The sequence below is a fragment of the Corynebacterium timonense genome (assembly GCF_900105305.1).
Classification (GTDB): Bacteria; Actinomycetota; Actinomycetes; order Mycobacteriales; family Mycobacteriaceae; genus Corynebacterium; species Corynebacterium timonense.
This window is the reverse complement of the sequence record NZ_LT629765.1, coordinates 1,514,795-1,526,852: the sequence shown is the minus strand read 5'-3', so window position 1 is coordinate 1,526,852 and position 12,058 is coordinate 1,514,795. Positions and strand designations below refer to the sequence as shown.

At 69.5% G+C, this 12,058-nt stretch carries 13 protein-coding genes and 1 riboswitch; of the genes, 5 read left to right on the top strand and 8 right to left on the bottom strand.

Going from position 1 to position 12,058, the window contains the following annotated elements:
* The 3 genes from BLT81_RS07210 to BLT81_RS07200 all read right to left on the bottom strand — a co-directional run bounded on the left by BLT81_RS07210 (position 1) and on the right by BLT81_RS07200 (position 4,200).
* The gene (locus BLT81_RS07210; protein WP_019194288.1) at positions 1 to 1,197 is read right to left on the bottom strand and encodes an ABC transporter permease; all 1,197 of its coding nucleotides are present in this window, start codon (positions 1,195 to 1,197) and stop codon (positions 1 to 3) included.
* Positions 1,194 to 2,087, bottom strand: a complete 894-nt coding sequence (locus tag BLT81_RS07205; protein WP_019194287.1) for an ABC transporter ATP-binding protein — start codon at positions 2,085 to 2,087, stop codon at positions 1,194 to 1,196. The genes BLT81_RS07210 and BLT81_RS07205 overlap by 4 nt, the downstream gene beginning before the upstream one ends.
* A 67-nt stretch (positions 2,088 to 2,154) precedes the next feature.
* Positions 2,155 to 4,200 (bottom strand): helicase-associated domain-containing protein, encoded by a 2,046-nt coding sequence (locus tag BLT81_RS07200; RefSeq protein ID WP_019194286.1) that lies wholly within the window; start codon positions 4,198 to 4,200, stop codon positions 2,155 to 2,157.
* Positions 4,201 to 4,253: 53 nt separating this feature from the next.
* Here BLT81_RS07200 and BLT81_RS07195 point away from each other — a divergent pair, with 53 nt between their 5' ends.
* Positions 4,254 to 4,445, top strand: coding sequence for a hypothetical protein (locus BLT81_RS07195; protein WP_019194285.1), 192 nt, complete (start codon positions 4,254 to 4,256; stop codon positions 4,443 to 4,445).
* Positions 4,446 to 4,526: 81 nt separating this feature from the next.
* On the opposite strand, the gene BLT81_RS07190 is transcribed toward BLT81_RS07195, so the two are convergent.
* The gene (locus BLT81_RS07190) at positions 4,527 to 5,165 is read right to left on the bottom strand and encodes a resuscitation-promoting factor Rpf1 domain-containing protein (RefSeq protein WP_019194284.1); all 639 of its coding nucleotides are present in this window, start codon (positions 5,163 to 5,165) and stop codon (positions 4,527 to 4,529) included.
* 8 nt (positions 5,166 to 5,173) lie between these two features.
* Positions 5,174 to 5,313: riboswitch (cyclic di-AMP (ydaO/yuaA leader) on the bottom strand.
* 284 nt (positions 5,314 to 5,597) lie between these two features.
* On the opposite strand from BLT81_RS07190, the gene BLT81_RS07185 reads away from it, so the two are divergent.
* Positions 5,598 to 5,981 (top strand): cold-shock protein, encoded by a 384-nt coding sequence (locus BLT81_RS07185; RefSeq protein ID WP_019194283.1) that lies wholly within the window; start codon positions 5,598 to 5,600, stop codon positions 5,979 to 5,981.
* 9 nt (positions 5,982 to 5,990) lie between these two features.
* On the opposite strand, the gene BLT81_RS07180 is transcribed toward BLT81_RS07185, so the two are convergent.
* Together BLT81_RS07180 and BLT81_RS07175 are read right to left on the bottom strand one after the other, a co-directional pair.
* Positions 5,991 to 6,488 carry a DUF2771 family protein gene (locus tag BLT81_RS07180; protein WP_040421313.1) on the bottom strand — a complete coding sequence of 166 codons (498 nt, stop codon included), beginning with the start codon at positions 6,486 to 6,488 and terminating at the stop codon, positions 5,991 to 5,993.
* A gap of 10 nt (positions 6,489 to 6,498) precedes the next feature.
* Entirely contained in the window at positions 6,499 to 7,299 is an 801-nt protein-coding gene (locus BLT81_RS07175; protein ID WP_019194281.1) for a glutaminyl-peptide cyclotransferase, read from the bottom strand.
* 37 nt (positions 7,300 to 7,336) lie between these two features.
* On the opposite strand from BLT81_RS07175, the gene BLT81_RS07170 reads away from it, so the two are divergent.
* The gene (locus tag BLT81_RS07170; RefSeq protein WP_040421311.1) at positions 7,337 to 8,071 is read left to right on the top strand and encodes a DUF3027 domain-containing protein; all 735 of its coding nucleotides are present in this window, start codon (positions 7,337 to 7,339) and stop codon (positions 8,069 to 8,071) included.
* Between the two features lie 15 nt (positions 8,072 to 8,086).
* Here the strand turns inward: BLT81_RS07170 and BLT81_RS07165 are convergent, their stop codons facing one another.
* Complete coding sequence (locus BLT81_RS07165; RefSeq protein ID WP_019194279.1) at positions 8,087 to 8,782, bottom strand: hypothetical protein; 696 nt, start codon at positions 8,780 to 8,782, stop codon at positions 8,087 to 8,089.
* A 133-nt stretch (positions 8,783 to 8,915) separates the two neighbouring features.
* Between BLT81_RS07165 and BLT81_RS07160 the strand changes: the two genes are divergently transcribed.
* Both BLT81_RS07160 and BLT81_RS07155 read left to right on the top strand, forming a co-directional pair.
* Complete coding sequence (locus BLT81_RS07160) at positions 8,916 to 10,373, top strand: NCS2 family permease (RefSeq protein WP_040421309.1); 1,458 nt, start codon at positions 8,916 to 8,918, stop codon at positions 10,371 to 10,373.
* 6 nt (positions 10,374 to 10,379) lie between these two features.
* Positions 10,380 to 11,195 carry a TrmH family RNA methyltransferase gene (locus tag BLT81_RS07155; protein ID WP_019194277.1) on the top strand — a complete coding sequence of 272 codons (816 nt, stop codon included), beginning with the start codon at positions 10,380 to 10,382 and terminating at the stop codon, positions 11,193 to 11,195.
* Here BLT81_RS07155 and BLT81_RS07150 read toward each other — a convergent pair.
* Positions 11,192 to 12,046 (bottom strand): DUF6928 family protein, encoded by an 855-nt coding sequence (locus BLT81_RS07150; RefSeq protein ID WP_019194276.1) that lies wholly within the window; start codon positions 12,044 to 12,046, stop codon positions 11,192 to 11,194. The two genes, BLT81_RS07155 and BLT81_RS07150, sit on opposite strands and share 4 nt — an antisense overlap.
* Between the last annotated feature and the right edge of the window lie 12 nt (positions 12,047 to 12,058).

The window sequence follows — 12,058 nt, the reverse complement described above, 5'->3', positions numbered from 1 at the left end:
TTACGCCCGCACCGCCTTGAACCAGTTGAACGCGGAGCCGTTGTTCAAGATGGTGCGGCGGTAAACGCGCGCGGCCAGCCACGTCACCGCGAGCGAGGCGGCGAGCGAGAGGGCGAGGGAGGCCGCGAGCTGCAGCGCGGTGAAGTCCCCGGCCGCGTAGGTGACCGGCGCGGTGTAGATGGAAAACGGAGGGAGCCAGCTGAGCACCTGCATCCACGTTTGGTCCGTCGAGGAGAAACCGAAGAAAGGGACGTAGATGGAGGCGATGAGGAGGATGAGGATGGGCGTCTGGGTCGTTCCCAAGTCCTCCATGCGCCTGACCATGGCCCCGGCTGCGGCGTAGAGCGGGCTGAAGAACAGCATGGACAGGGAGAAGGGGATGAGCATGAGGGGGAGGAGGGGCCAGTCGACGGGAATGCTCTCCGTGATCCCACTGAGGGCGAGCGCCGCGGCCACCGCCGCGACGACGATGACGGCGTTGGCAAAGGCCACGATGAACGTCCCGAGGATCTTGCCCAGCAGGAAATCGAACGGGCGGACGGCGGTCAGCAGCAGCTCGGCAACGTGGGAGGACTTCTCGGTGGCCACCCTGTTGCCGACAACGACGACGAAGGCGATCGTGGAAATCATGAGCAGCAGCGTCACCCCTATCGCGGCGATCATGCTTGCGAGGGTGGTATCGCTTCGCTCGCCGGGGTCCGGCTCAGACAGGTCCACGAGGGTGACCTCGGTGTTCGGCGCCGCGGCGTCGAACTGCTCCGGGGTGAGGTCGAAGGCGGCCAGGGCCTCCTGCGTGGAGTACGCGTCGGAGGTCACCGCGACGAACGCGCTGAGGGAGGTGGACGGCGTGCCGTCGGAGAGGAGGTCCCACCCCGCGTCGGTGCCCACGATGGCGGCGTCGACCTCGCCGTCGAGAACCTTCTGTTCCGCCGCGGAGCGCTCACCCACCTCGGAGACCTCGGCGCCGGTTTCTTCGAAGGGCGCGGCGGGCACGTCGACGAGGGCGATCCGGGGAGATTTTTCTCCCTCCTCGCCCGGCGCCCCTTGCCAGGCGAGGAGACCGGCGGCGACGGCGATGAGGATGAGTTGGATGATCAACGGCGCCCAGGACGATGCAGTGCGCAGAAGAACGCGGCTCTCGCGCGCGGCCGTCGTCGCAACCGCACCAGCGGGGGAGTACCGGGGAAAATCACTCACGGCTGGACAGCCTCCTTGAACAAGTCGGTGAGGTCGGGGGTGACGGGGGAGAAGGAGCGCACCGGCCCGGCGGCGAGGGCAGCAGCCAGGATGCGCTGGTCCACGTCGGACTCCGTGGGGTCGTCGGGCTCGAGGATGACGGAGTCATCCTCGTCAGAGATCACGCGAGTACCGGGCGGGTACCAGCCGCGGGCGCGTGTTGTCACCTGGAAGCGTCGCGGGCCGCGGGAGCGCAGCTCGTCCACCGTCCCCTCGGCGACCATAGAGCCGGCGGCGACGATGCCGACGCGGTCGCAGAGCCTCTGCACGAGGTCGAGCTGGTGCGAGGAAAACAGCACGGGGATGTTGTGGGTGCGGGCGCGCTCGAGCAGCATCTCGCTCATGACGTCGACGGCGACGGGGTCGAGCCCGGAGAAGGGCTCGTCGAGGATGAGGATGTCGGGATCGTGGACCAGGCTCGCCGCGAGCTGCACGCGCTGCTGGTTGCCGAGGGACAGGGCCTCGACGGTGTCGTCGGCGCGGTCGGCGAGGCCGAGCTCCTCCAGCAGCTGCGTCGCGTTCTTCGTGGCCACCGCGCGCGAAAGGCCGTGCAGCGTGGCAAAAAACACCAGCTGGTCGAGGATCTTGTCCTTGTTGTACAGGCCGCGCTCCTCGGGCATGTAGCCGATGCGGCGGCGGGAGGTGGTGTCGAGGGGTGAGTCGTCGAAAAGCACCTCGCCCTCGTCGGCGCTCAGGACGCCGAGCGCGATGCGCATGGTGGTGGACTTGCCGGCGCCGTTCGAGCCGACGAAGCCGTAGACCTCGCCGGGGCGGACGCTGAGGCTCATCCCGCGAAGCGCCTGCACCTCGCCGAAGCGTTTGTGCAGGTTGTCGATGACGAGCGTGGGCATGGGGTGACCTTCGGTGTGGGAATCAGTGACGAAGGAAAGGCTAACAAATATGTGAGGGACGCGCTGTTTACAGCGCTTCCGCCGCCGTCACCCGGGAGAGGGGAACGCGCACGATACGCCGCTTGGCGACGTCCTGCGCGTCGACCTGGCCCGCAGCAACGCGCAGCGGCACGACCGTGAGCGACCTCGCGGTGCCGGCGCTGTCCACGAAGCGCAAGGAGATGCGCCGCCGCGCCCGTGCCGCCGCGCGGATGACGTCGATGGCGTCGGCGGTGCTGGTGGTGGGTGCATCCCCGGCGTCGCCGCCGGCCCGCAGTGCGCGCAGCACCTCCTCGGTATCGCGCGGGGCGGGAACCCGCGGCAGGCGCGAGGGGGTGGCGCGCACGAGCTCCGGCTCTGGCGGCATGTTCAGTACCGCCCCCGATGCGTCCTCGGCGCTGGGGTGCAGCCCGGCCGCGCGCAGCTCGGAGAGCAGTGCGGTGAGGGAGAGGGCCGACACCGCCACGGTCGGGGCGAGCATGCGCAGCGACGCCGCTGTGCCCGCCGCCCTCGCCAGCAGGGCGGGGTCCTCGCTGCGGACGTAGCTCAGCGCCTGCCCGGCGCGCAGCGCCCCGTGGGTGCGGGCGACGTCGTCGATGAGGAAGCTTAAGGCCTGGGGGACCTGCCCGATGCAGTGCGCGGTGAGCCACTCGTGTAGCTCGCGGGCGCCCCACCCGGCGCTCAGAGCGCGGCGCAGCGAGGCCTCGGACACGCGGTAGACGCTGGCCAGGCCGGGGGACTCGAGGTCGGCGAAGGCCTCGACGGCGCGCGCCGTCTCCGGGGTGGGAGGGCCCGGGATGAGCAGCGTCATGTCGGCCTGGGCGATGACCTCGGTGACCTCCGCGGGGACGAGGGCACGCGTCGCCTCGACGACGTCGCCGCCGGTCAGGAGCGCGCGCATGGGGGTGGAGGCGTGATTTTCTGCCACCGCGCCGACGTGGTGCGCTTCGCGCAGAATCGAGTCGATGAGCGTTTCCGACATGCCGGCCGCCGCGACGGGGGCGCGGAAGAGCAGCGAGGGCGGGCCCTCGAGGATGGTCTCCCGGGCGGCGGCGAGGGAATGGCTGCGCGTGGGGGCGTCGAAAAGCCGAAAATCGAGGTCGATGCGCCAGGGGGAGGCGACCCACCCGGCGAGGACGATCGCCCACTGCTGCGCGAGCGGCGCCTCTAGCCAGGCGAGCCCCTCCCTCGTCGCGGCGAGGGCGGGGCGCTCGTCGACGTCGCCGCGGCCGATGATGCCGGCCGCCTCACCGATGGTCACGGCGAGCGCGGGGTCGAAACCGAGCTGCGCGGTGGCTGTGGCGAGGGCGCGCACGCCGACGGTGGAGTCCTTGTTCAGCGGCAGAGGGTCGGCGAGCAGCAGCGTCACGAGTTGGCGCATCTCGCGCACTGCGTCGAGGCCTTGGGCGGTCGCCTCGCGGTCGACCGCTTCCTGGTCGACGGGGTCGGCGGGCGGCGGGGTAAGCGGGTACTCGCGCGGCCGCTCGCCGCGCAGCGCCTCGCGCACCGGGCGGGGAAGGCGCACGGTGGTGGGGCCCTGCTGGGCGAGCAGACCTGCGTCGATGAGGGCCTGCACGGTCGGGTTCAGCGAGCGCATCATGCCAATCCCGCCCGCGTGCGCCAGCCTGTCCAGCACGTCGCGCGAGTCTGGGTCGAGGGCCTCCACTTTTTCCTGCAGGTCCGCGGGCGCCCGGTCGAGGATGCGCCACCCGGCGGGCAGGCCGGCGAGGGCGCCCGGGGCGACCCGTAGGCCCTCGGAGCCGTAGACGAGGGCCCGCGTGCGAAGCTTCGCGACGCTTGCGTCCACGTCCACGCCCTTCTCGGCCTGCCCGGCGAGCGCAGCCGGGTCCACCGGCTCGAGCTCGGCGCCGAGGTCGGCGAGCGTCTCCAACACCGCGATATCCGCCGCGTTGAGCGTGCGTATCGCGCGAGCCAGCGACGCGGGAAGGGCGAGACGCGACGCCAACGCTGCCAGCGAGGGCGGGGTGGGAAACGTAGCGTCGGGCCGGGCGCGGATGAGGGTACGCAGCTCATGGTCCGACAGCGCGGCAAGGGAGGAGATGAGAGTGTCCATGATGGGGGTGAGTGTACGTGCGTTTTCGCAGCGGACGTGAGACAATATTGCCTATGGCTAAAGACGTTGAGAAGATCGGCCGCAAGAACCCGGCCTGGCCCGAGTACACCCCGACAGGCCACCCTGTTACCGAAATCACTTCCACCCTCGCCGGCGCGTCCAGCCCCTTCGGCGACGATCTGATTCTTCCGCGCCCCTACGAGGAAACCGGGTACGTGCACCCCACCACGCGCATCAACCGCTAAGCGCGCCCACCGAACACAGCAACCGCCGCCCCGGACGTGCTTTCCTGGGGCGGCGGTTGCTGTTTGTCCAGTACGCGGTTTTTAGCGCAGCGCTGCGAGCGCGCCCGCGGCGTCGCCGGCGAGAGCGGCCTCGATGAGCGGCTTGTTGGCGTTGTAGAACGCGTTGTAGTCGTCGCGGTTGGCCTTGTACGCGTCGTGCACAGCGTTCGGGACGTGGATGTTGTACGTAGCAAGCGTGGACACGATCTGCTTGTACAGGGCGTCGACCTCGGTCTCAACCGGCTGCTTCGGGGCCGGCGCGGGGGCAGGGGCAGGGGCCGGGGCAGGAGCCGAGGCAGCGGAAACGGTGCGCGGGGTCGGGGCGGAGTTCAGGCCGAGCTTGCGGGAGCAGGCGGGCCATGCGCCCCAGCCCTGGCCGGCGAGGGTACGCTCGGCGACGGCGATCTGCTGCTCGCGGGTGGCCAGGTTGGCGGTCGGGGCGAACTCCGTGCCGCCGTACGCGGCCCAGGTGGAGGCGGAGAACTGCAGGCCACCGTGGTAGCCGTTGCCGGTGTTAATGGCCCAGTTGCCGCCGGACTCGCACTGCGCGAGGCGGTCCCAATCGGAGTCGGGGGCGGCGGAGGCCTGGGGGGCGACGAGACCAGTCAGGGCTGCTGCGGCGGCGGTGCCGGCGAGCGCCTTGGCGGCGAAGGTTGCGGTCTGCTTGCTGTGGCGTCCCATGAATTCGTGTCCTCTCTTGTTCTCGCCTGCGAAGTTAGCTGTCGGGTTCTGGCGGAGGTGCCAGGCCGCGCGGTGCGCGGCTTCACCCCGTGCGCGAAAGCGCGGTGGGTTCCCCGCTCCCGCCCTGGTAAAATAACGTCTGGTTTATCCGCCTCCGCGGGGCTGGGCGGGATTCGGCGTGCGCCCCGGAAAGCGTGTCGCCCGGTGTGGGCATGGCCGTCACTCTATCGCTTTGTAACGATTGAGTCACGTAACCAACACGGAATGGCCATCGGTGGGCCGCGCGGGTCGGCGTTTGCGCAGCTCGCGCGCCCGGAAGCGCAAAATGTGAACTATGTCACATGCATCCGTGGTCGGCCCTGCGCTGCCGGCGCGGCCGCGGGTATGATAGGCGGAATTTACAGCACTTATCGTAAGGAAAGAGGGACGCACATGCCCATCGGAAAGGTGAAATGGTTCGACGCTGAGAAGGGCTTCGGCTTTGCATCCAATCCGGGCGACGAGGACGTCTTTATCAGCAAGTCCGTGCTGCCGGACGGGGTCGACGAACTTGTCGCCGGCCAGCGCATCGAGTTCGACTTCGCAGCTGGGCGCAAAGGCCCCCAGGCGTTGCGCGTCGCGGTGCTTGAGACTCCGAAGCGCCGCCCCGTCCACCGTCGCAAGCCCGAAGAGCTGGGCAGCATGCTTGCCGACGTCATGACGCTCATCGAAACTCAGGTCCAGCCGGCCTTGACCGCCGGGCGCTACCCCGAGCGCAAGGAGGCCCGCCAGGTGGCGGAGATCCTGCGCGCCGTGGCGAAGGAGCTCGACGCCTAGGCCCGGCTCCTATTCGAAGGCAACGGACCAGGTGGCGACGACGGGGCGTTCCTCCCCGTCCGCGGTGGTGTCCACGCTGAGGAAGGACACCTCGGCGACGACGAGGCGCGCGCCGTCCTTGACCGCCTTCGTCGTGGCGGTGTCGGCCTCGCCGGACTGGAAGAGCTGCTCCTCGTTCGCTGTGGGGTCGTCGTAGATGGACAGCAGCGCCCAGCTCGAGGAGGCGATGTCGTCGGGCAGGCTGAAGGTGACCGGGCTCGATTCGTTCAGCTCGAACGTGGGCGGCTCGCCGCCGTCGCACTGCTCGTCGAGGCCGCAGACGGTGTACGGCTCCACCAAGAGCGTCGAACCGCCGTTGGAAACCTCCACCCGCAGCTCCCCCGGCGGGGTGACGGGCCGGGTGCGTTGCCACTCGAGGAAGAGAGCAAAACCGCCGACGAGGACGGCGACGCCCACGGCGATGACGAGCAGTTGCACCCAGGCGGGCACCTTCTTCGTTGAGCTCATGGCGGTGAGTCTATCCCGCGGGCTCGAAGGTGACTTTGTACAGGTCCGGCCAGCGCTTGCCGGAAAGATAGAACTCGTCGGTGCCCGGAATGTACGCGATGCCGTTGAGGACGTTGTTCGGGTCGGGCGCGGCGTTGTTGTCCAGCCCGGAGGCGTCGATGACGGCGGTAACCTCGCCCGTCTCGGCGTCGATGCGCAGGATGTCCGTGGTGAGGAAGACGTTGGCGTAGACGTCGTCGCCCACGCACTCGAGCTCGTTGAGCCCCGTGACGGGGGTGCCCTGCCGAGTGACTTCGAAGCGCTCGCGCTCCTGCATCGTCGCGGGGTCCATCCGGCGCAGGTAGCTGGTGCCGTCCGAGTAGATCAGTTCGCCCTGGCGGGCGCACAGGCCCCAGCCCTCGCCGTAGACGGGGACGCGTGCCGTTTCCTCCAAAGAGTGCGCGTCGCGCTGGATGGCGACCCCGTCGCGCCAGGTCAGCTGCCACAGGTGGTCCCCCGCGCGGGTGATCCCCTCGCCGAAGTACTGCGGGTCGAGGTCGCGGCTGACCAGCTCCTCTCCGCCGAGGGTGCGCCGGTAGACCCGGGACTCGCCCTCCTGGCCGGTGCCGACGTAGAGCGTCCCGTCGTCGGCGACCTCGAGGCCCTGGGTGAAGCTGCCGGGGTCGAAGTCGTAACGGTCCTGGACCACCGCGGTGAGCTGCTCCGGCTCCGCAGCCGCGTCCGTTTCCGCAGTCTCGGACGAGCACGCTGCGCTCGGCAGGACGACGGGCAGGGCGACGAGGGCGCTGGTGATGCGAAGACGAAGACCCATACCCACCATCATGCATCAGCTCACGCATAATGGGTGAGTGTCTGCTTCCACCAGATCTTCACGTTCCTCCCGCCCACGCCGTCCCCTGCTTGGGGGTCGGGCCGTCGCCACCGCGAGGGAGGCCCTCGACGAGATCGCCGGGGGCGAGGTCGGCGAGCACATCGGGGTGGCCGGGGTGAGCGCCAACGTGGCCACCCACCGCTTCGCGGCCGACGAACCCGGTTACCCGGGGTGGGAGTGGAACGCCGTCGTCGCATGCGCCACTGGCTCGTCCTGGGTCACCGTGAACGAAGTTGCGCTCGTGCCGTCGCCGAGCGGCGACGCGCTCGAGGCGCCCGATTGGGTTCCCTACTCCGAGCGTCTGCGCCCCGGCGACCTCGGGCCGGGCGACCTCATGGCGCCGGCGCCGGACGACGAACGCCTGACAGACGACTCCTTCTCCCGCGACGCCGTCACCTTCGCAGGCCGTGACACCAAGCACTACCTCACCCAGGCCGGGCTCGAGGAGGCGAAAACACGCTGGCGAACGGGCGAGTTCGGCCCCACCAGCGAGTTCGCCGAGCAAGCGACGCTCTACTGTCGCAGCTGCGCGTTCTGGGTGCCCATGGGAGAACCCGTCGGCGACAACTTCGGGGTGTGCACCAACGAATACTCGGCCGACGGGCGCGTCGTGGCCGCGAGCTACGGCTGCGGGGCGCACTCGGACACCGAGCTCGATACCGCCGACGTCACGTCGGCCGCGCCGTACGACGACGAAAAGCCGCTGTTCTAGGACGCGTGCGCGCACCTAGAAAGACGACGCCCGGGCGCCGCGCAGTTCGTTGACCTCCCGGTGCGTCGGCAGGTCCCCGCGCTGCACCGCCGTGCGCCCGCCGCGCACGGTGCCGTACTCGCGCCAGCTGGCGACGAGGCGCGCGCCGTAGAGCGAGTCGACCACCCAGGTCTCGGACTCCGTGAGCTCGGCGACCCGGAAGCCCTCCGGTGCGGTGGTGATCGTCGCGCCGCGCCAGGCGAGGATATCGAGCACCCCGTCCATGGCGATCGAGGGCGTCGTTCTCGGGTGTCCGGAGACCGTGACGCGCGCGGTGCCGTCGGTCGCGATGGTCAGCAGGGGCGCGGCGATGGCTTGGGGGACGCGGGAGGAGGCGTCGACAAGCACACCCTCGTGCGTGGGCAGCGAGGCGAGGGCGAAGCGCTGCCACCCGCAGTCGGGGCCGAACAGCTCCGGGTGCTCGCGTTCGTCACGCAGGGGAGAGGAGGTGACGGTGATCTCTTCGGGCGAGGGGCTCAGCGGGCGCAGGGAGAGCGAGGCGTAGCCGCCGCTGACCTCGATGATCGCCCGGCGCGTGCCGGAGACGAGGGAGAGTCGCACGCGCAGGCGGTTCAGCTCGGAGGCGCTCACGCCGAGGGCCCGCAGCGCCCGCGCGTAGGCGGGTGCATCGACGACGGCGCCCTCCGAGACGACGAAGGTGAAAACCTGCACGACACAACTCCTCAATTTCTCATTTCGCCGAAGCGGTGACAGTCTTAGCGGTGACAGGCCGCGGCCGAAACGCCGCCCACACACTTCAGAAGATCTGCACCGCGCTCACACGCGTAACGAAGGGAAACATGGCGTGAGTACCAGCGAATCCACATCTCGGCGCCGCTCCGGCGGAGGGCTCGACCGATTTTTTCACATCTCGGAGCGCGGCTCTACGGTGGGCACCGAGGTGCGCGGCGGAGTGGTCACCTTTTTCGCCATGGCCTACATCATTTTGCTGAACCCGCTGATCATCGGCACAAGCGCTGACCGCGACGGCGTGGTCCTCGGCATCCCCCAGGTCGCGGCGGCGACCGCGCTCGCGGCCGGCGTGATGTCCATCCTGTTCGGTGTAGTGGCGAAGTACCCCTTCGGCATCGCGACGGGCCTCGGCCTGAACACGCTCGTGGCGGTCACCCTCGTCGGCCAGCAGGGCCTGACCTGGCCCGAGGCGATGGGCCTAGTAGTCATCGACGGCATCGTCATCTGCATCCTCGCCGTCACAGGCTTCCGCACCGCGGTCTTCCGCGCGATCCCGGACTCCATGAAGGCGGCGATGTCCGTCGGCATCGGCATGTTCATTGCGCTCATCGGGCTTGTCGACGCCGGATTTGTTCGCCGCGTCCCCGACGCCGCGATGACCACAGTCCCCGTCCAGCTCGGCATCGACGGCTCGATTGCCTCCTGGCCCACCTTCGTCTTCGTCGTCGGCCTGGTCATCTGCGGCTTTGCCGTCATCCGCAACATCCCCGGCGGGCTGTTCCTCGGCATTGTGGCCACGACGATCATCGCCCTGATCGTCGAGGCGATCGTCGGCGCCGGCCCCTCCTCCGAGTCGCCGGACGGCTGGGCGCTGGCCGTGCCCTCGCTGCCCGATTCGCTCGGCGGGGTGCCCGACCTGTCCATCGTGGGCAACGTCGACCTGTTCGGCGCCTTCGTCCACGCCGGCGTCGTCGCGGCCTCGCTGCTCGTGTTTACCCTGATCCTGGCGAACTTCTTCGACGCGATGGGCACCATGACCGCGCTCGGCCGCCAGGCTCAGCTGACCGACGACAACGGCGAGCTGCCCAACCTCAAGCGCGCCCTCGTAGTCGAAGGCTTCGGCGCGGTGCTCGGCGGCGCGGCGTCCTCCTCCTCGAACACCGTCTTCGTGGATTCCTCCGCGGGCATCGCCGACGGCGCGCGCACGGGCCTGGCCAACGTGGTGACTGGCGTGCTCTTCCTGCTGGCCATGTTCTTCACCCCTCTGTACGCCATCGTGCCCATCGAGGCCGCCGCGCCCGTCCTCGTTATCGTGGGAGCGCTCATGATGATGCAGGTGGGCACCATCGATTGGTCGAAGTTTTACATCGCCCTTCCGGCCTTCCTCACCATCGCCACAATGCCGTTTACCTACTCCATCGCCGACGGCATCGGGGTGGGCTTCATCTCCTTTACCCTCATGGCGCTGTTCGCGGGCAAACGCAAAGACGTCCACTGGATCATGTGGCTCATTTCCGCGCTCTTCGTCGTCTTCTTCGCTCACGGCCCGATCATGGACGCTCTGGGGTAACCCGGCATGACGCACCGCATAACCATCACGAACCCGCTGGATCCCCGCCTCGACGACATCCGCGACCTGAAGCATTCCGACGCCAAGAAGGACCTCGTCTTTGCCGAAGGCCCGCTCGTGTGCGGCCGTCTCGTCGAATCCCGCTTCCCGGTCCGCAGCGTCATCGGTTTCGGAGGTCGGCTCGACACCTTCCTCGCCGACTTCGGCGAGCGCCTGCCGGAGGGCGTGCCCGTCTACGAGGTCACCCGCGAGCTCCTCGGCGAGGTCGCCGGCTACGACATGCACCGTGGCCTGCTCGCGGTGGGGGAGCGCCCCGAGCCGCTGAGCGTCGCAGACGTCATCGACGGGGCGCGTACCGTCGTCGTGCTGGAGGGGGTGGGGGACCACGAAAACATCGGCTCCATCTTCCGCAACGCCGCCGGCATGAGCGTCGATGGCGTCCTCTTCGGCGCCGGCACCGCCGACCCGCTCTACCGGCGCAGCGTCCGCGTCTCCATGGGCCACGTCCTGCGCACGCCCTTCGCCCACCTCGACGGCACGGGCACGACGTGGCAGCGTTCGCTGGAGCAGCTGCGCGACGCCGGTTGGTGGCTCGTGTCGCTGACGCCGGACGACGGCGCCGTGCACATCAAGGAGGCGCTGGCGGGGCGGGAGGAGCAGAAAGTGGCCCTCCTCGTCGGGGGCGAGGGCCCCGGACTCACCGAGCACGCGATGCGCGCGACCGACGTGCGAGCGAAGATCCCCATGGCCGAGGGGACGGACTCGCTCAACGTGGCCACCTCGGCGGCTATCGCCTTCTACGAAAGGGCGCGCGGGCTCTAGCGGTCGGAGTGTCGGATGCGCTCGACGACGAGGTCCTTGACCCCGCGCGCCTGGCGGGCCAGGCTGCGGCCGACGCGGCGGGCGGCGGCGACGGTGGCGTCGGCGAGCCGGGCGAACTCGTCCCCGCCGCCCTCCGCGTCGGAGGGCGCAGCACGCTCGTAGTCGTCGTAGTCCTTGTCGCGCTCGGCAAAGCGGGCGGCCACGTCCGTGACCGACGCTGTCGCGGGAGCGGGGGAGGTGATCTTCGGCTCGGGGCGCCCGTCGACGGCGTAGCCCACGACGTGGATGTCCGGGCCGGACGGGGAGACCGGTACGCCGATCCAGTTCTCCTGGGCCACGCGGGTGAGGTCGGCGGGGTCGAAGGGCAGCGAGATCCCGCCGACTTGCTCGGCTTCCTCCCCGGCCCAAAACGGCTGTTCGAAGGGGTCGGGCAGCCCCACGTCCTCGAGGACGGCCGTCCGGGTGGCGGCGAAGGCGCGGCGCACGCTCGGGCCGGTGAAATGGGCGAAGCCGGCGAAGTCGCTGTCGGTTCCCTCGGCGAAAATGTAGGTGTCCGAGGAGGGAAGGCTGGCGCGTAGCTGAGGCATCGCGTCGGAGAGGACGGAGACGTCCTCGACGAAGGTGCGCACGACCGCCACGCCGGGGAAACCCGCAATATAGAACTCCGCCGGGCCCGGGGTGGACGAGCGGTTGAGAGGGAACTCGCCGATCGGGGTGATGGGCCAGGCCGGGTTGAGCTGGGCCAGCAGCTTACGGCCGAAACCGCGATCGGCCCGGGGCTCGCCGTCGAGGACGGCGGCCGGGTCGGCGGCGTTGACGAACCAGACGGTAACAACGGCTGGGTAATGCATAGGGTCCCCCTC

Bases quoted from the DNA above. Each gene is read 5' to 3' on its own strand.
- BLT81_RS07205 (WP_019194287.1), bottom strand. From the start codon at position 2,087: ATGCCCACGCTCGTCATCGACAACCTGCACAAACGCTTCGGCGAGGTG.
- BLT81_RS07200 (WP_019194286.1), bottom strand. From the start codon at position 4,200: ATGGACACTCTCATCTCCTCCCTTGCCGCGCTGTCGGACCATGAGCTG.
- BLT81_RS07195 (WP_019194285.1), top strand. From the start codon at position 4,254: ATGGCTAAAGACGTTGAGAAGATCGGCCGCAAGAACCCGGCCTGGCCC.
- BLT81_RS07190 (WP_019194284.1), bottom strand. From the start codon at position 5,165: ATGGGACGCCACAGCAAGCAGACCGCAACCTTCGCCGCCAAGGCGCTC.
- BLT81_RS07185 (WP_019194283.1), top strand. From the start codon at position 5,598: ATGCCCATCGGAAAGGTGAAATGGTTCGACGCTGAGAAGGGCTTCGGC.
- BLT81_RS07180 (WP_040421313.1), bottom strand. From the start codon at position 6,488: ATGAGCTCAACGAAGAAGGTGCCCGCCTGGGTGCAACTGCTCGTCATC.
- BLT81_RS07175 (WP_019194281.1), bottom strand. From the start codon at position 7,299: ATGGGTCTTCGTCTTCGCATCACCAGCGCCCTCGTCGCCCTGCCCGTC.
- BLT81_RS07155 (WP_019194277.1), top strand. From the start codon at position 10,380: ATGACGCACCGCATAACCATCACGAACCCGCTGGATCCCCGCCTCGAC.
- BLT81_RS07150 (WP_019194276.1), bottom strand. From the start codon at position 12,046: ATGCATTACCCAGCCGTTGTTACCGTCTGGTTCGTCAACGCCGCCGAC.